This is a genomic window from Agromyces sp. CCNWLW203, from assembly GCF_036576125.1.
In the GTDB taxonomy this organism is placed as follows: domain Bacteria; phylum Actinomycetota; class Actinomycetes; order Actinomycetales; family Microbacteriaceae; genus Agromyces.
On sequence record NZ_JAZHYX010000008.1, the window covers coordinates 174,703 to 192,547 of the forward strand.

General features: G+C 72.9%; 15 protein-coding genes and 1 riboswitch. Of the genes, 8 read left to right on the top strand and 7 right to left on the bottom strand.

Features of this window, described 5'->3' with window-relative positions; genetic code table 11:
- Positions 1–41 precede the first annotated feature (41 nt).
- The 6 genes from VPH61_RS17430 to VPH61_RS17455 form a co-directional block, all read right to left on the bottom strand.
- Positions 42–890, bottom strand: a complete 849-nt coding sequence (locus VPH61_RS17430) for a hypothetical protein (protein ID WP_332064776.1) — start codon at positions 888–890, stop codon at positions 42–44.
- A 254-nt stretch (positions 891–1,144) separates the two neighbouring features.
- On the bottom strand, positions 1,145–1,888 hold the full coding sequence (locus VPH61_RS17435) for a hypothetical protein (RefSeq protein WP_332064777.1): 744 nt from the start codon (positions 1,886–1,888) through the stop codon (positions 1,145–1,147).
- Between the two features lie 62 nt (positions 1,889–1,950).
- Positions 1,951–2,424 (bottom strand): hypothetical protein, encoded by a 474-nt coding sequence (locus VPH61_RS17440; RefSeq protein ID WP_332064778.1) that lies wholly within the window; start codon positions 2,422–2,424, stop codon positions 1,951–1,953.
- Positions 2,425–2,518: 94 nt separating this feature from the next.
- Positions 2,519–3,235, bottom strand: coding sequence for a response regulator transcription factor (locus VPH61_RS17445; protein ID WP_332064779.1), 717 nt, complete (start codon positions 3,233–3,235; stop codon positions 2,519–2,521).
- On the bottom strand, positions 3,232–5,349 hold the full coding sequence (locus VPH61_RS17450) for a sensor histidine kinase (protein WP_332064780.1): 2,118 nt from the start codon (positions 5,347–5,349) through the stop codon (positions 3,232–3,234). The genes VPH61_RS17445 and VPH61_RS17450 overlap by 4 nt, the downstream gene beginning before the upstream one ends.
- Positions 5,346–7,316 (bottom strand): hypothetical protein, encoded by a 1,971-nt coding sequence (locus tag VPH61_RS17455; RefSeq protein ID WP_332064781.1) that lies wholly within the window; start codon positions 7,314–7,316, stop codon positions 5,346–5,348. Before VPH61_RS17455 ends, VPH61_RS17450 begins: the two co-directional genes overlap by 4 nt.
- 114 nt (positions 7,317–7,430) lie before the next feature.
- Between VPH61_RS17455 and VPH61_RS17460 the strand changes: the two genes are divergently transcribed.
- From VPH61_RS17460 to VPH61_RS17475, 4 genes are all read left to right on the top strand, one after another.
- Positions 7,431–7,862 carry a hypothetical protein gene (locus tag VPH61_RS17460; protein ID WP_332064782.1) on the top strand — a complete coding sequence of 144 codons (432 nt, stop codon included), beginning with the start codon at positions 7,431–7,433 and terminating at the stop codon, positions 7,860–7,862.
- 239 nt (positions 7,863–8,101) lie between these two features.
- Positions 8,102–9,535 (top strand): dicarboxylate/amino acid:cation symporter, encoded by a 1,434-nt coding sequence (locus VPH61_RS17465; protein WP_332064783.1) that lies wholly within the window; start codon positions 8,102–8,104, stop codon positions 9,533–9,535.
- 26 nt (positions 9,536–9,561) lie between these two features.
- Positions 9,562–10,251 carry a hypothetical protein gene (locus tag VPH61_RS17470; protein ID WP_332064784.1) on the top strand — a complete coding sequence of 230 codons (690 nt, stop codon included), beginning with the start codon at positions 9,562–9,564 and terminating at the stop codon, positions 10,249–10,251.
- 50 nt (positions 10,252–10,301) lie between these two features.
- The gene (locus VPH61_RS17475) at positions 10,302–12,389 is read left to right on the top strand and encodes a fibronectin type III domain-containing protein (RefSeq protein WP_332064785.1); all 2,088 of its coding nucleotides are present in this window, start codon (positions 10,302–10,304) and stop codon (positions 12,387–12,389) included.
- A 311-nt stretch (positions 12,390–12,700) separates the two neighbouring features.
- Here the strand turns inward: VPH61_RS17475 and VPH61_RS17480 are convergent, their stop codons facing one another.
- Positions 12,701–13,102 (bottom strand): hypothetical protein, encoded by a 402-nt coding sequence (locus tag VPH61_RS17480; RefSeq protein WP_332064786.1) that lies wholly within the window; start codon positions 13,100–13,102, stop codon positions 12,701–12,703.
- Between the two features lie 82 nt (positions 13,103–13,184).
- Positions 13,185–13,297, top strand: a riboswitch (TPP riboswitch).
- On the opposite strand from VPH61_RS17480, the gene thiM reads away from it, so the two are divergent.
- The 4 genes from thiM (at position 13,288) to VPH61_RS17500 (ending at position 17,805) form a co-directional block, all read left to right on the top strand.
- Positions 13,288–14,178 carry a hydroxyethylthiazole kinase gene (gene thiM / locus VPH61_RS17485; protein WP_332064787.1) on the top strand — a complete coding sequence of 297 codons (891 nt, stop codon included), beginning with the start codon at positions 13,288–13,290 and terminating at the stop codon, positions 14,176–14,178. Its footprint overlaps the riboswitch before it by 10 nt.
- A complete protein-coding gene (gene thiE / locus VPH61_RS17490) occupies positions 14,175–14,837 on the top strand; it encodes a thiamine phosphate synthase (protein WP_332064788.1) in 663 nt (220 codons plus the stop codon). The genes thiM and thiE overlap by 4 nt, the downstream gene beginning before the upstream one ends.
- A complete protein-coding gene (locus VPH61_RS17495; RefSeq protein WP_332064789.1) occupies positions 14,834–16,453 on the top strand; it encodes a bifunctional hydroxymethylpyrimidine kinase/phosphomethylpyrimidine kinase in 1,620 nt (539 codons plus the stop codon). Before thiE ends, VPH61_RS17495 begins: the two co-directional genes overlap by 4 nt.
- Positions 16,450–17,805 (top strand): MFS transporter, encoded by a 1,356-nt coding sequence (locus tag VPH61_RS17500; RefSeq protein WP_332064790.1) that lies wholly within the window; start codon positions 16,450–16,452, stop codon positions 17,803–17,805. The genes VPH61_RS17495 and VPH61_RS17500 overlap by 4 nt, the downstream gene beginning before the upstream one ends.
- Positions 17,806–17,845: the final 40 nt, after the last annotated feature.

Below are 17,845 nucleotides of genomic sequence, written 5' to 3' on the forward strand. Positions count from 1 at the left end.
CCATGCAGGCATGACCGGGGAGCGAGCGGTGGGTGAAGCGACTACTGGCGCTGAGCGCGACGACGCGCGATCGTGAACGCTGAAGCGGCGGCACCGGCGAGCAGCATCAGCGCCGCGATCAGGCCGGCTTCCAGCGGGGCCGCACCCGTTTCGGCGAGCCCGGCCTGCGCGGCAGGCGCGGCCGCTGATGCCGCGACCTCGACGGTGACCGACGCGGTCACTCCGGCGAGCGTCGCGGTGATCGTGTGCGGGCTCGCCGTCGGGAAGGTGACGGTCTGGCCGTCGACGATGTCGGTGCCGACCGAGCTCGTGAGCACCGCGTCGCTGCCGTCGATCGGCGTGCCCCACTTGTCGGTGCCCGTGACCGTGAACGCGAGCGAGCCGCCCTTCGCGACGCTCGTCGCGCTCGGCGTGATCTGAAGCGCGACCGGGTCGCCCACGACGGTGAGCGACGTCGTGCCGTACTGGCTGCCCGATCGGACGAAGACGGAACGGGGTCCGGAGGACGTTGCAGTCACGGTGAGCCCCTCGACGATGTCGCCGCCGGCGTCCGTACCGAGGTGGTACTCGAGCTCCGGCTGCGGGTCGAGCGGAGCGCCGCCTTCGCTAGCCAGCACGGTCACCTCGAACGTGACCGGTACGCCGGGCTTCGTAACGGACTTGCTCGGCGAGAGCACGAGTGTCTTGGTCTCCGTGACCGGCGGCGTCGTCGGCGGGCCCGACGGGAAACCGGGGATTCCGGAGGACGGCGGGAAGCCGGGCATCGTGGACTGCGAGGGGTCGCCGGGAACCAGGTCGTCGGCGAAGGCGACCGAATTGGCCAGCCCGAGGCTGACGATGGCGGCGAGGCCGAGGGCAAGAGTGGGCGCGACGATGCGACGAATAGGCACGGGTGGGTGGGTCCTCTCGGATTCGGGTGACCTGAAGCTATCCGATCGGAAGCGCTCGAACGATCTCGGGAACGTAACGATGTCGCGCGCGAGTGCTGACGGCCTGGCGCAGACGAACGGATGCCGCGACCCGCGCGCAGTGAGCGCGAGTCGCGGCATCCGCCCTTTCCCCTTGCATCGACGGACCGATCGGAGTCGGGCCGGCCCGTCGACGTTCTCGTCGCCCTCCTCGACGAGAGTTGCGGCGCCGCCCGTCAGGCGATGCGTTCGGTGACGCGGCTCGAACCGAGCGACAGCCAGATGCACGCGATGGCGAGCCAGAGGCCGCTCGCGGGCCCGGCGAGCCCGGGAACCCCCATTACGACGAAGCCGCCGACGACGAGCAGTCCGTAGATGACGCTCACCGTGCCGAGCACGCGCGAGATCGTGCGCTCGCGCCACGCCATCCACCCCAGCGCGAACGCCATGATGAGCACGCCGAGCCACGGGATGTACGGGCCGAAGTCGGTGAGCATGAAGTAGACGAACAGTCCGTCGTCCTCGTAGAGGCCGGCCTCCGGGCCGTCGTAGCCGTAGTTCGCGAGCGCGCCCTTCCAACCGTAGGCGAGGGTCAGTCCGGCGGCGGTGACGAGCAGGCCGCCGCTCACGACGCGGGCGGCGATCGACCGGGTGAACCGGGTCTCGACCCGTGCCTTCCAGGCCGCGGCGAACACGATGAGCGCCGCGACCGCGGCGAAGCCCACGAGGAAGCCGAGGTAGTTGGGCATGCGCGTGAGCTCGTCCATGAGGCTCGGGTCGACGATGACGGACTCGCCGCGGTCGGCGGCCTCCATCTCGCTCGTCGGCCGGGCGTCGAAGACGACGGTCGCGGCGAAGCCGAGGAGGCCGGCTGCCGCGCCCCACAACGGCCAGGCGCGGTCACGCGGCGCGCGCGCCGCTGTCGCCGTCGTCGTGCGCGCTGGGGTGGTGAGGGCGAGGTCGGGATCGATGGTGCTCATGAAGGTGGTTCCTTTCAAGGGTTGGGTTCGAGAGGTTCGTGTTCGAGAGGTTGACGGTTCGACTACTCGGCGAGCAGGTCGATCGAGAATCGGCCGTCGCCGGTGCCGATCTCGAAGACGACATCACCGGCGGTGCCGGTCAGCACCTCGTCGCCGAAGGCGCCTTCGGTTCGCACCGCCGCGTACTCCGCGGGAAGCGCCTGCTCGAAGTGCGCGAGCACCGCGGCGGCGTCGGCATCGGTCGCGTACTCGGCGCTCTCGCGCGAGCCGCCGACCGTCTCGCTCGTCACGCAGAGCGTCGAGCCGGTCACGGGCTCCGGCCAGTCCGGGGGCAGCAGGGCGAGGTCGTCGAGCGACGCGGCGGCCAACGCGGTCGCGAAGGTGTCGAGGCAGACCTCGGGCACGCCGGCCGGGGCATTCGGGTCGGTGGCCGCACCGGCGGCTGCATCGACGGCCCCACCAGTGACCGCCATGTCGGGCGCGCAGCCCGCGAGGGCGACGACGAGGAGGGCGGCACTCGCGGCCGCCGGGATCATGGGATGGATTCGCACCATTCGAGCGTCGTCGGCCCGGCGTCCCGGAAACCAGTGCCCGATGTCCTCGATCAGGGTCGGGGACAGCCCGGATGCATCAGGGCGCCGGCTGCTCCGCGGCGCCGCCGTACCCGGCCTCGCGGGCGAGCACGATGAGCTTGCCCCGGTCGGCCGCGCCGAGCTTCGTCGCGACGGCCGACACGTAGTTGCGCACGGTCTTGCTCGTGAGCACGAGCACCCTCGCGATCGCGGGGTTGTCGCGCCCCTGGGCGACGAGCTCGAGCACCTCGCGCTCACGTTCGGTGAGTTCGGGGAACGGCGAGCCGCCGGCCCGCTTCGCACCGCTGAGGAACGACACCGCGCGACGCGCGACCTCCCCGCCGAGCAGCAGCTCGCCCGCCGCGACGGCGTGGATCGCCCGCTCGACCTCCTGCGGTGACGCGGTCTTCAACAGGTAGCCGCGGGCGCCGGTGCGCACCGATGCGAAGAGCGACTCGTCGTCGCCGAGCATCGTGAGCACGAGCACGCCGGTCCCGGGCCGCTCGCGGAGGATCCGGCGGGTCGCGTCGACGCCCGAGCCGTCGCCGAGGTCGAGGTCCATGAGCACGACGTCGGGGGCGGTGGCGAGCACGAGTTCGACCGCCGCGTCTTCACTCGCGGCCGAGCCGACGACGCTGACGCCGTCGAGCGTCTCGAGCAGCGCCGCGATGCCGATGCGGAAGACCGGGTGGTCGTCGACCACGACGACGCGAATGGCGGCGGCGCGGTCGCCGGCCACGGCGGAGCCTGTCGGTCGGATGCGATCGGCGTTCACGCGGGAACCTCCTCTGGCTTGGAGTATGGCTCACGAACGAGCGGGAACGCGACCCGCACCGAGCTGCCCTCAGGACCCGAACGCACCTCGAGCACTGCGCCCGCCTCGCCCGCACGCTCGCGCATCGACGCGAGACCGACGCCGCCCTCGGTGGCGCCGCCGGCACCGAGACCGGCACCGGCCCCGGAGACGCTGGCTCCGTCTCGCGGTTCGTGCCCGAACCCGATGCCGTCGTCGTCGACGGTGAGCACCACTTCGCCGTCGCCCACGACGACGCGCAGTGCGATGACGGATGCCGCGGCGTGACGCACGGCGTTGTGCACCGCCTCGGCGGCGATGAGGTAGACCGCGTCCCGCCACTCGGAGGGCACGGCGCCCGCGCCGGCGACCTCGAGCACGATCGACGGCCCGGCGGCCGAGAAGTCCTCGGCCAGGCCGGCGAGCTCGGCGGCGAGGTCGTGACGAACCCGCTCCGGGCGGAGTTCGCGGGCGAGGTCCTGCACGTCGACGAGGCGGGCCCGGAGATCATCGCCGAGGCGAGCGGCGAGGGCGCGCGCGGCATCCGGGTCGTCGCCCGCGAGGTTCTCGACGGCCGCGAGCCCGAAGCCGATGCCGGCCAGGGCCGGACCGATGCCGTCGTGCAGTTCGCGGCGCAGCGATCGACGCTCGGCCTGCCGGGCAGCCACCACGTGGTCGCGAGCGTGCTCGAGCGCATCGCCCGCCTGCACGAGGAGGAGCGCGGTCGCGATGGGGCCGACGAGCTCCTCCAGTTCGTCGTGCACGCGCCGCGGCATCCGCTCGCCCTGGCGCGGGCCGACGGCGAGCACGCCGATCTCCAAACCGGCGGAGCGAAGACGGAGCTCGAGGGTCGGCGATCCTCCTCCCGACCGCGCGCTCGGCCCGGCAGCGCCGGCCGAATCGATCTCCACGACCCCGAGCCGGAACACCTCGCGGAGTCCGTCGACGAGGGAGGCGAGGCCGTCGCGCCCCGACTCGATCGCCCCGAGTCGCTCGCCGAGCCGTCGCATGAGGTCGGCGGGCCGTCGCCCGTCGGGGTAGACGAGCCGGTCGACCCGTTCCTGCAGCCAGCGCCGGCCGGGCTGGAGGGCGAGCACGACGACCGCGGCCGCGACGATGCCGATCGCCTCGATCGGCCAGTCGACGACCGAGCCGAGCACGGTGCTCAGCACGAGGTACCCGCCAGCGGCCGCGACCGCGAGGATCAGCCCCGAGAGCACGCGCGCCACCGCCGTGTCGATGCCGCGCAGTCGCGGCCCGAGCACCATCACGAGCACCGCCGCCGGGTAGAAGATCTGGCCGATCACGGGTGCCACCATGCCGAAGTCCCACACCAAGCGGGGCAGGTCGAGGTCGCCGGGAACGATGAGCGAGCCGTACGAGAGGGTGAGGAAGAGCTGACCCACCGTCAACCAGGCGAGACGCGATCGGCGCCCCGGCACGGCCTGCGCCCAGCGCGCGAGGAGGATGCCGACGACGACGGCCGAGACCGCGACGGCGGCGGCGGAGACGGCGGCATAGGCACTCGGCAGGGCGGCCTGGTACGCCGGGTTCTGCACGGCGAGCGGATTCGGCGGCAGCGCCGGCGACTGGTTCGTGATCGCGATGACGAAGGCGACCACGGCGAGCGCGAGGCCGAGCACCACCAGCGCACGCTGCCATGGCGGCAGCGGCCGCGGCAGGAGGAGCAGCGGCACGACGGTGGTCGCGAAGGTTCCGAGCACGAATCCCCACCCGCCGGCGTGCCCGAGTGGGCCCCACAGCGGCAGCCCCGGTACCTGCTCGCCGAGCAGCCCCCACTGCACGCCGAATGCGGCGAGGCCCGAGCCGATCGCGTGCACCGCGAGGATGATCGCGACCGGGTGCGGCCGTCGGGCGATGAGCACGGCGCTGAGCGCACCGTAGATGATGGCGACCGTCACCCCGATGTCGTCGAACCGACTCGAGACGGCCGGCGACGCCTGCGAGAGGAAGGTGCGCGGCAGCGGCACCTCCGGAAGCCCTGCAGCCCAGGCGATCGCGACCGAGGCGATGGCCGGCGCCCAGGCGGCCACCAGCACGCCGATCGCGATGAGCGGATGCCCCGTGCGCCTCATCGCGGCACCTCCACCCGGATCTCGTGGCCGGCGGCCCCCGAGGTGGCGTCGACGTCGCCGCCCAGTTCCCGCGCTCGCTCCTCGATCGAGTCGAGGGCCGCCTGCATCTCGTCGGCCGCGATCGGCGCATCGATGCCGATGACGACGACCGCGCTCCGCGCATCCACGTTCACGCGCATCGAGACCGTGCTCGGGTCGGTGACCGACACCGCGCACCGCCGGGCGAGCAGCGCCGCCTCCGCGAGGATGTGGTGGATCGCGGCCTGCCGCGCCGGGTCGAGCAGATCGGCCCCGCCGGACTCGACGCTGATCAGCAGCCCGTCGCTCGAGAAGCGCTCGGCGAGGTCGCGGAGCGCCGTGTCGAGGTCTCCCGCGTCGAGCGCGCCCGGCAGCAGCGTGCGGGCCAGGTCGCGCACCTCCTCGGTGCGCGCGGCGAGCTCGGCGCGGATCGCGGCGAGTTCGCGGTGGGCGGCGGCATCGTCGACCCCGAGCGCGCCGCGCGCGAGGTCGAGTCGCGTCGACGCCCCGGCGAGCACGGGCGCGAGCCCGACATGCAGTTCGCGCCGCACCATCCGCCGCTCCTCCCGCCCGACCACGAGGGCACGGTCGCGTGTCTCCTCGAGTTCTCGGTTGAGGGCGGCGAGCTGCACGGCGAGTGCCAGCACGCCGCCGATCTGGTCGAGTACGCGGATGACGCGGCGATCGAGTCCGTGCGAACCCGCCGCCGTCACGATCATGCGTCCGACGACCTCGTCGGCGCTGCGAAGCGGCAGCTCGATCGTGAGCCCCTCTCCCGAACCGGCCGCGGCACCGACCTCCTCGTGCTCGTCGGAGCGGATCTCGAGACGCCCGAGCCGAAGGGTGTCGAGCAGTCCCGCGACGAGCGCGTCGAGTTCGGCTCCGTCGCCGAGCCGGCCGCCGAGACGTCGCAGCAGCTCCGCCGGATCCGCGGCATCCCCGTAGACGGCGGCATCGACACTGCGCTCGATGCGGCGCTGCACCGGCGCGAAGCCGATCGCGAGCACGACGACCACCACGACGCCGGCGATCGTGGGCGGCACCGGCAGCACCGCGGCGAGCGCGACGGCGAGGAAGACGTAGGCGGCCACGAGGGTGACGACGACGAGCCCCGAGACGACCCTTCGGTTGAATTCCGCCTCGGGGGCGAGCAGCTCCTGGCCGAGTGCCCCGACCACGACCGCGGCCGGCATGAACGCGATTGCGAACGCCGGCGCCAGCACGAGGGCATCGCCGAGGAATCCGGCGACGGCGGGCACCGCGACGAGCAGCGTCGGCCCGACGAAGCAGACCATGAGCCACTGCCCGGCCACGAGCCAGACGAGACCCCGACGATCGCTCCGCGACCACGTCGCGAGCCGCCCTGCGAGGATCCCTCCCGTCACGACGGCCAGGCCGACCACCACCGTCTGCGCGATCGACGTCGCGGTCACGAGGCCCCCGGCAGCGTTCGGCACGACGGAACCGATGAACACGGTGAGGCTCGCCGCGACTCCCGCGCCGACGAGGGCGCGGTCGGCGATCGAAGCCGGTCGCGCGCTGATGCGCAGTGCCGCGACCGAGAACGCGATGAGCGTGCCGGGGATCCAGAGCGCCTCGGCGACACCCTCCACCACTCCCGCGTCGCCGTGGTCGCCTGCGGCTCGAGCGAACTGGAGCGCGAGCGCCGAGACTCCCGACCCGAGCGCCGCCGCGCAGATCACGAGGCTCACGAAGCCGACGCGGCGGGCGAGGAGCAACGGCCCGACGACCCCCCACGCGAGGGCGTTCAACAGCACGAGGAGCAGCAGGTCGCCCTGCATCACGAGCGGATGCCCCCGGGCGAGACCGACCGCGACCGTGCACGTCACGAGCGCCCACGACGCAGCGAACACGCCGACGGCCGCGAGTCTGCGCCCGCGGGCGCGATCCATCGCGCGGCGTGGGGCCCGGCCGGCGCTGACGGTCATCGCACCTCCTGGCCCCCAGCATGACGCCTGCGGTGTCCCGAGAACCAGAGGCGGGCGTCCCGAGACGGGCCGGGCACCGAGCGGATGCCGCGGCATCCGCTCTACGATCGCAGCATGAGCGACGCACGCGAGCCCGACGGATCCGAGGAGTCGGACCGCCCGGACGGACCGTGGTGGACGGGCGAGGACGAGGTCGGCGGCATCGGCTTCGCACGGTTCTTCGCCTACACGGGCCTCGCCATGTCGATCGCCTCGCTCGTCATCGCCGTCGCGGCGCCGCTCGAGGGCGACGCGCTGCGCACGGTGTGGATCACGGGCTTCGCCGCGACCTCGATGTGGATCGCGTTCATGGCTGCGCCGCGCTATCGCCGCGAGGGCGTGCCGGTCTCACGCGCGGTGCCGATCACGATGGCGCTCGGGGCGCTCACCATCGCGATCATGATCTACGCGTTCGCCGTGATCGCGCTCGCGTCGACGGGCGTCGAGCTGCCGGCGCCGGCGCACTGGTTCGGCGGTCCGACCGCGCCCAGCGGCGTGAACGTCTGACCCGGCCCCGCCCGACCTCGTCCGTCGCAGAACGTCATACGGGCGCCGCGGGCCGGCGTCATCCGGCGTCGCCGAGCGCCACCCGACGACATCGAGCGACGCCGAATCAGCGCTCTGGCCGACGTATGCCGTCATAGGCATTCACAGTGCGACACCGGTGGAGCGGAGGCATCCGCTGGTCAATACGGTCGTGCCCATGCACCGAATCCGTACCGCCGCCGCGCCGCTCGGAGGCCGCCTTGGCTGACCTCGACTGGCTCTCGCTCGCCGCCCTCGCCCTCGTCGCCGTGCTCTTCACCGGCCTGTTCCTGCTGCGCCGCGCGGGCGCGAAATTCACCCTGCTCACGGTCGTGGCCCTCGTCGTCGGCATCGGCGTCGGCCTCCTGTTCCAGGGCCACCTCGACTACGTCGACGTCATCGGCACGATCTACGTCAACGTCATCACGGCCGTCGTCGCGCCGCTCATCATCGTCTCGGTGCTCTCGAGCGTCACCTCGCTCGGCAGCCTCGCGAAGCTGCGCACGATCGGGCTGAGCTCAGTCTTCTGGCTCCTCACGACGAACCTCATCGCGATCCTGCTGACCCTCGGGCTCGCGCTCGCGACAGGCGTCGGCAAAGGGGCGGACCTCGAGCTCGCCGGCGTCGACGGGTCGGCCCTGACCGGGCTGCTCGCCCCGCTCGACGAGGTCATCGTCGGGCTCTTCCCGCACAACGTCGTCGGCGACATCTCGTCGAACAACATCATCGCGATCATCCTGTTCACGCTGCTGATCGCGGTCTCTTACCTGATCGTCGCCGACAAGAACGCCGAGAAGGTGCGGCCGTTCAAGGAGTTCGTGGATGCCACCCGCCGGGTGCTCTTCAAGGCCGTCGGCTTCATCATCGCCCTGACCCCGTACGCGGTGCTCGCCCTCGTGGCCGTCACGACCTCGACGGCGGTGGCCCGCATCGAGACGGCGCTCGCCCTCGTCGGCGTGCTCGTCATCGCCCTGGTCGCGTGCTTCGTCGACGCCTATCTCGTCGACGGCGTGCTGCTGCGCGTGTTCGCCGACCTGAACCCGTTGCGGTTCTTCCGCCTGCTGACGCCGGCGCAGTACACGGCCTTCACGACGCAGTCGAGCATCGGCACGCTGCCGCTCACGATCTCGACGTTGACCCGCAGGATCGGCGTCTCCGACGAGGTGGCGGGATTCACCGCACCGATCGGCACGACGATCGGCATGCCCGGATGCGCCGGCATCTGGCCCACCCTCGTCGCCGTCTTCACGGTGAACGCCCTCGGCATCGAGTACACGCCGCTCGACTACGTCGTGCTCGTCGTGCTCGGCCTCCTCGTCTCGCTCGGCACCGCCGGAGTGCCCGGCACCGCGATCGTGACGGCGACGGCCGTGCTGACCGCCGTGGGCCTGCCCATCGAGGTGCTCGTGCTGCTCATTCCGATCAGCGCCATCGCCGGCACCGCGAGCACGATGGCGAACGTCACCGCCGCGGCCACGAGCGCCGCGATCGTCGCCCGTCGCGCCGGTGCGCTCGACGACGAGATCTTCGCGGGCCGCGCCGTGCACCGCGACGACCTCGACGACGCCGGCCTCCCCGAGGCGGCCGAGCACGTCAGCGAAGCGGATGCCGCTGCGGTCACCTCCCCCTCCCCCGAACTCACCGCCCGCTGCTGAAGCGGCCGACCAGAAGGAAGACGCTCATGACCTCCCGACCCCGCCCCATTCGCCGCGCTCGCGGCCTCCGCGGCTTCGCGGCGACCCTCGTGCTCGCCATCGGCGTGCCGGCGCTCGTGCTCATCGGCAGCAGCCCCGCATCGGCCGCCGGCGACGTCTGCGACCTCTGCTCGATCAACTTCGACCTCGGGGCGTGCGAGAACGCCGGCGGCTACCCGTACGACAGCACGCAGGAGGATCCGCCGCCCGTGTTCGGCGGCGGCAGCGCCCCGGCCCCCGCACCGGCACCGGCTCCCGCGCCCGCTCCGGCCCCCGCGCCCGCTCCGGCACCCGCTCCGGCACCGAACCCCGGCACCTCCGGAAGCACATCGGGAAGCGCATCGGACAGCGACTCGGGCGATTCGGATGACGCGTCGGCCGCTCCCGCCGCGGGAGCCGCCGCGCCGGCCGCCGTCGCCGCGACCGCTCCGCCCGCCTCGGCCGCCCCGCGCCCGACCGCGAAGCCCACCGCCACGGCGAAGCCCACCGCGGAGGCCGTCGAGAACACCGCAGCCGCGACCGGCGCCACGCCCGAGTGGCTCGCCGGTGCCGGCATCCTCGTCGCCCTCGTGGCCGTGGGCGCACTCGCGCTGCTCGGCCAGCGACTGTTCGCCCGACGCCGCGCGAACGCGGTGGTCGGCGGCGACCGGCCCGACGAGACATCCGTGCCCGAATGACCGGCCCGGCCCACCACCCGCAGCACCACCCCCGACCGAGAGGAAGCACCGTGCCCGACCATCAGCCCACCCAGAGGCGGGCGGCGATGCTGACCGCGCTCGCCGTCGCCGGCACCGTCGTGCTCGGCGGCGTCGCGGCCGCCCCGGCGGCCGCCGCTGCCGAGAGCCCGACCGACACCGTCGACTGGTTCGATGACGCCTACGAGGGCCTCGGCCCCGACAGCGTCTTCGAGACGGTCACCTTCGAGCGATTCGAGTACCTGCTCGGCCAGGAGGGGCGCTTCGCGTTCCTCATCGGCGGACCGGAGGATGCGCAGACGGCAGCGACCGTCGGCCCGATCGACGAGGTCGCGAAGGCCGCGGGCGTCGAGCGCATCTACAACTTCGATCCGCGCCTCGACGGCGACCGTCTCGACATCCGCACGACGATGAACGCCGATGTCGCCCCGCTCTGGGCGCGGCTCGTGACGAACGCGCTCGGCAAGGACACGCAGACACCGTTCGACGGCGGCGACGATCCGACGCTCTTCGTCTACGACTCGGCGCACCTCGAGGGCGGCGCCGAGGATCGCATCGTCTCGGCGATCACGGCACCGGTGACCGCGGGGCAGCTCGCCGATCCGGCCGCGCTCGCGGCATACAAGGCGGAGGTCGCCGCCGTGCTCGGCTCGGCAGCCGACCTCGACACGAGCGACCAGTTCGCGTTCACCTCGGACGTCGTGAACGCCAAGCACGCCTCGGCCTACGGCGGCCGCGACGTCTACGGAGGGGCGACGGTGCTGGGCGAGGCCGACGCCGACTGGCGCGTGCAGACGGTCACCTACCCCGAGCTCGTGAACCTGCTCGAGAGCGACGGCGACTACGTGCTCCTCTTCGGCGGAACGTGGTGCCACAACACCCGCGCCGTGTTGAAGGAGGTCAACCGGCAGGCGGTCGCGAACGACGTCGCCAAGGTCTACTTCTTCGACCTGCGCCTCGACGGCAACTCGGGCGGCGACCTGCACATCCGCGACACGGGCTCGGAGTTCGCGGACTTCTACGGCGACCTCGTCACGAAGTACCTGCCGAACCTCGTGACGCAGTACGTGCCCGGAGTGTCGGGCCAGGTCGACTACTTCCCGGGCGGCGACACCTCGACGGCGCTCGCCACGGCGAAGAAGCTGCAGGTGCCGTACCTGCTCGAGTACGACCGCTCGCGCACCGTCGGCGGCCAGCCCGCACCGATCGCGCAGCAGTGGATCCACTCCAACGGCGACGGCACGTACAAGGAGTACATGACCGAGTGGTGGTACGTGAACGACCTGCCCGGGCGATACGCCGACCGGCCCGACCCCGCCGCGCTCGCCGCGCAGCTCGCGTTCGCCGATGAGGCGATCGCGGCGCTCGGCACCTTCTTCGAGGCGCTGCCATACGACCCCGAGGTCGTCGCGACGGCACCGGCCACGCCCGACGCGCCGATCGCGACGGTCACTGGCAACGACCTGACCGTGTCGTGGACCGCACCCGCCGACGGCGGCTCGCCGATCACGGAGTACCTCGTCTCCCTGAACGGCGGCGGCCCGGTCTCGGTGCCCGGCGGCACCACGACGCGAACCTTCACCGGCCTCGCGGGTGGCGACTACACGGCGACCGTCGCCGCACGGAACGCCGTCGGCACCTCCGCGGCATCCGCTGCATCGACCGCCGTGACCGTGGTGGCGCCGCCGGCCGTGGACCCGACGACCGTGAAGGGGTCGGTGGCGGTGACCGGCGACCTCGTGCCCGGTGGCCGCATCACGGTCGTCGGCAACGACCTCGCCCCCGGAGTGGACGACTTCGCGGTCGAGCTCCACTCGACGCCGCAGACGCTCGGCACGGTGACGACGAACGGCGACGGCGGATTCACGTTCACGGGGAGCATCCCCGCCGCAACGCCCGCCGGCGCGCACTCGATCGTCGTCACGATCGACGGCGTCGAGGTCGCGAGGTCGTCGATCGCGGTCGCCGCGGCCGGCTCAGGCGCTGCCGCGGCGAGCGCGGGCCTGGCCTCCACCGGAGTCCAGTTCGTCGACCTGCTCGGCTGGCTGGCCCTCGCACTGCTCGTCGCGGGCGGGGCGGCATTCGCGGTCGTGCGCGTACGGGCACGTCGCGTGAGCTGACTCGACGCGCACCGATCGGGGGCGGATGCCACGCGGCATCCGCCCCCGTTCTCGTTGCCGAGCGCCCCGTCGGGTGGCGTAACCGGAATTACACGCGTGTTCGGCGCCGCATCCGGCGGGCCGAGAGCGCAATCCCGCCGAGCGCCAGCACGACGCCCGCGAGCAGTGCCGTCAGCGGTGCATCGGTGCCGGGTCGCCGCGAGGGCGGGCCTTGCGGGGTGACTACCGCCGGTGCCGGCTCAACGAACTCGACGGTCGACTCGCTCGGGAATCGCGAAGCTGCGTCCGACGCCCCACGCCTCGCTGGGTTCCTACTTGAGCGTGAAGCCGGGGAAGCCGCAGGCGAACCAGGCCTGCGCCGCGTAGGTCTGCCTCAGCACGCCCTGCTTGAGGATCGCGGAGCCGTTGCCGTCGGCCGCGACGCGGTACATGAGCGCGTACAGGGTCCCGTTCGACGAAGTGGGCTGGAGGTCATCGAAGTGCCGGTTCTCACCGGCGTCGAGGATGAAGTACTCGTCGATCGGCTGAACGCCGCCGGGCTTCCAATCGGTCGCGATCGAGACGCCGACGCGGTGGTCGCAGTTGTTGAAGAACGTGATCGACGCTCCGAGATCGATCGTGGGCACCTGTGCCTGCGCGGGCTGGGCGGCGATGAGGCCTACGGCGAGCAAGGCCGCCGCGGCCGCACCTGCGAGCGTGCTTCGTGTCTTCATCCTCCGAACGTACGGGGCGGCCCTGCTCCTCGTCCATGGGCACTCCTCCCCATCCGCTGCCGCCGCGGCCACTAGGCTTCTTCGCAGTGACACGGGGTGCCGTGCGCCGCTTCACCCGAAGCGGGCATGGCTGAGAACACACCCGTCGAACCTGATCTAGTTCGAACTAGCGAAGGGATGTCGCATTGAGCGATCGTCTGTCCATCGACCCTGCCCACTCGAGCGCACAACTGCTCGACCGATTGCGCGAGGCCACGCCGCTCGTGCAGTGCATCACGAACACCGTGGTCTCGGGATTCACCGCGAACGCCCTGCTCGCGATCGGCGCCGCCCCCGCGATGGTCGACATCGTCGGGGAGGCTGCCGAATTCGCGCGGATCGCGAACGGCCTGCTCGTGAACCTCGGCACGCCGGCTCCCGAACAGCGCGCCGCGGCTCGCGAAGCCGTCGCCGCCGCGCATGACTCGGGCACGCCGTGGGTGCTCGACCCGGTCGCCATCGGCGCGCTGCCGATCCGCACGGCGCTCGCGCACGAGCTCGTCGAGTCGCGGCCGGCCGTAATCCGCGGCAATGCGAGCGAGATCCTCGCCCTCGCGGGGGTCGGAGCCGGCGGCCGCGGTGTCGACGCCGCCGACTCGACCGACGCAGCGGCCGAGGCCGCGGCACTCCTCGCCGGTCGGTTCGGATCGGTCGTCGCCGTGTCTGGCCCCGTCGACCTCATCACCGACGGGCGCTCCACCGTGCGCATCGCGAACGGCGACGCGCTGCTCACTCGTGTCACGGGCGGCGGCTGCGCCCTCGGTGCGATCACGGCCGCGTTCGTCGCGATCGCCGACGATGCATTCTCCGGTGCCGTGGCGGCGACCCTCGTCTACACGGTGGCCGCGGAGCTCGCCGCCGCCGGCGCAGCTGGGCCGGGCACGTTCGCGCCGAGATTCCTCGATGCGCTCGCCGCGGTCGGGCCGGACGATGTGCTGGAGCGGGCTCGCGTCTCGGGCGCGCTCGCCGACACGGCGTGTCTTGCCGAAACGCTCGACGACGCGACGCTCGCCGCCGCTCGCGGAGGCATCGCATGATCGCGCGCACCGTGCTCGACCTCTCGATCTACCTCGTCACCGACTCGGCCCTCTGCGGCGAGCGCGGCGTCGTGCCCGTCGTCGCCGAGGCCGTCGCGGGCGGCGTGCGCGTGGTGCAGGTGCGCGACAAGGGTGCGGAGGCATCCGCTCTGCTCGCCCAGCTCGAAGCGCTCGCCGAGGTCATCGACGGCCGGGCGGCCCTGCTCGTGAACGACCGTCTCGATGTCGCGCTCGCCGCTCGCGCGAGCGGCATCGCGGTCGACGGCGTGCACCTCGGCCAGGGCGACGCCGCGGTGGTCGTCGCGCGCGACCGGCTCGGCCCCGACGCCGTCGTCGGCCTCACCGCCAACACGGCGGCCCACCTCGAGGCGGTGCGACGGATGCCGCGTGGCACGGTCGACTACCTGGGTGTCGGCGTGATCCGGCCGACGACGACGAAGCCCGATCATCCGCCGGCCCTCGGCATCGACGGCTTCGGCCGCTTCGCCGCGGAGTCGGAGCTGCCGTGCGTCGCGATCGGCGGCATCGCGCTCGCCGACGTCGCACCGCTCCGCGAGGCCGGTGCCGCGGGCGTCGCCCTCGTCTCGGCGATCTGCGCGGCCGACGACCCGCGGGCCGTCTCCCGAGATCTCGCGAACCGATGGGAGGCGGCGCGATGACGGCACGAGTGCTGAGCATCGCCGGCAGCGACCCCTCGGGCGGCGCCGGCATCCAGGCCGACCTGAAGTCGATCTCGGCCGTCGGCGGCTACGGCATGGCCGCGATCACCGCCCTCACGGCGCAGAACACGCGCGGGGTGCGCGAAGTGCACGTGCCGCCGGCGAGCTTCCTCGCCGCACAGCTCGACGCGATCTCCGACGACATCACGATCGACGCCGTGAAGCTCGGCATGCTCGCGAACGCCGAGGTCATCCGCACCGTCGCCGAGTGGCTCGCACGCACCCGCCCGCCGATCGTCGTGCTCGACCCGGTGATGATCGCCACGAGCGGCGACCGCCTGCTCGACACCGAGGCCGAATCCGCGCTGCGCGAGCTGCTGCCGCTCGCCGACCTCGTCACGCCGAACCTCGGCGAACTCGCGGTGCTCGCGGCGTTCCCGGAGGCCGGCGATGCGCAGCCGGGCGCGCCGGTCGCGCCGAGCGCGCCGCCGGTCGCGGCTCTGCCGGTCGCGACGACGTGGGCCGAGGCGATCGCCCAGGCCGAGAGCGTCTCGGCGCGATACGGGGTGCGGGTGCTCGCGAAGGGCGGACACCTCGGCGGCGACACTGCCCCCGACGCACTCGTCGACGCCGCCACCGCGACGATCATCGACTTCGGCGGCGACCGCATCGCCACCACGGCGACGCACGGCACCGGATGCTCGCTCTCCTCGGCGATCGCGACCCTCGCGGCCGAACTCGGCGACTGGTCGGCGGCGATCGCCGAGGCGCGCCGCTGGCTCCGCGAGTCGCTGCGCCACGGCGAGGCGCTCGCCGTCGGCAGCGGGCACGGCCCCATCGACCACTTCGCCGGCCTCCGGGCGCGCGGTGGCACTCGCACCGCGCCCACTCCGGCCGAGGTCGAGGCCGAGTGGTGGGCGGGCATCGCGGGCGTCAGGCACGCGATCGACGAGTTGCCCTTCATCCGCGGCCTCGCCGACGGCTCGCTCGCACGCGAGCCGTTCCTCGGCTACCTCGCCCAGGATGCGCTCTACCTCCGCGACTACGCCCGCGTGCTCGCGGAGGCCGCGAAGCTCGCGCCGGATGCTCCGGCGCAGGCGTTCTGGGCGAACTCCGCGCACGGCTCGATCGTCGGCGAGCTCGAGCTGCACGAGAGCTGGATCGGCCCGGCGGCCGGACGCAGCGAGCGCGACGGGTCGGGCGAGAGCGCGGTCGCGGTCACCGACCCCGACGGTGCGACGACGGCCTACCTCGACCACCTGCTCGCCACCGCGGCGCGCGGCGACTACGCCGTGCTGACGGCCGCGCTGCTGCCGTGCTTCTGGATCTACACCGACCTCGGCGAGCGCCTCGCCGCCGGCGAGTTCGGGGCGCAGGCGCTCGACCCGATGCATCCGTATGCCTCATGGCTCGCGACCTATGCCGACCCGGCGTTCGCGATCGCGACCCGGGAGGCGATCGCGATCACGACCGCGGCCGCCTCGCGGGCGACGCCGGCAGTACGCGAGCGGATGCAGCGGGCATTCCGTATCTCGGCCGAACACGAACTGGCGTTCTTCGCGGTGCCGCTCGCGACCGTGTCGGCGACCGAGCAGACGGCGGCGGTGACCGCGTGAGCGCCACGACGACCGAGACGGCGCCCGCCGAGGGCGTCGCATCCTCCGACCCGACGCGGAGCCGCCGTGCCGTCACCGCGGCGGCCTTCGGCACCGTGCTCGAGTGGTACGACTTCTTCCTCTACGGAACGGCAGCGGCGCTCGTCTTCCCGACGCTGTTCTTCCCCGCCGACGACGAGCTCACGAGTTTGCTGCTCTCGTTCGCCGTGTTCGCGACGGGCTTCATCGCGCGCCCGCTCGGCGGCCTCGTCTCGGGCTACCTCGGCGACCGCTTCGGCCGGCGGCGGGTGCTCGTGGCGACGCTGCTCACGATGGGCGTCGCCACCGCCCTCATCGGCCTGCTGCCGACCCATGCGCAGGTCGGAGCGCTCGCGCCCGTGCTGCTCGTGGTGCTGCGGCTCGTGCAGGGCCTCGCGACGGGCGGCGAATGGAGCGGCGCCGTGCTGCTCGCACTCGAGCAGTCGCCACTGCGACGGGGGTTCCGCGGGGCGTTCATCTCGAGCGCAGTGTACCTGGGGCTCATCCTCGGCAACCTCGCCTTCGTCGTGATCGTCGCCCTGCTCGACGAGCAGGCACTCTACGACTGGGGCTGGCGGGTGCCGTTCGTCGCGAGCCTCGTGCTCGTCGCGATCGGCTGGCGGCTGCGCCGCCGGGTCGACGAGTCGCCCGAGTTCGTGGCGATGATCGAGGCCCGGCGAGAGGCGTGTCGGCCCATCGCCGAGGTGCTGCGCCGGCCCCGCGGGGTGCTCGCCGTCTTCCTCGTGCGCGTCGGGGTCAACACGACCTTCTACGTCGTCTCGGTGTTCGGCCTGAGCTTCGCGTCGACGGTCGTCGGCATGCCCCGCGAGGTCACCCTGACGGCGCTGCTCGTCGGAGCGGCGGTCGCCGCGGTGCTCTGCCCGTTCTGGGGCGCGCTCGGCGACCGCATCGGCGCGCGCCGCCTCGTGGTGTCGAGCCTCGTCGCCTTCGCCCTGCTGGCGGCGCCGCTCTTCCTCGTGCTCGACACGGGGTCGGTCGCGCTCATCATCGGCGTCGTGGTCGCCGCGATCGGCATCGTGAACTCGGCCTCCGACGGCGTGCAGCCCGCCTACTTCACCGCGATGTTCGACACGCGCGTGCGGTACTCGGGCATCTCGATCGGTCGCGAGGCCGGCGCGATCGTCGGCGGCGGTCTCGCCCCGCTCGCGGCGACCGCGCTGCTCGCCCAGGCCGGGCACTGGTGGCCGATCGCCGTCATGATGGCCGTCGCGGCGATCGTCGGCCTCGTGGGCACGGCGATCGCGCCGCGCGAGGCCGCGCCGGCCGAGGCCGCGCCGGCCGAGGCGGCGCCGCGCGAGGCCCGCGCCGGCTGAGTCCCCGAGACCCGCCGACGCGAACGGGCCCGCCTCCATC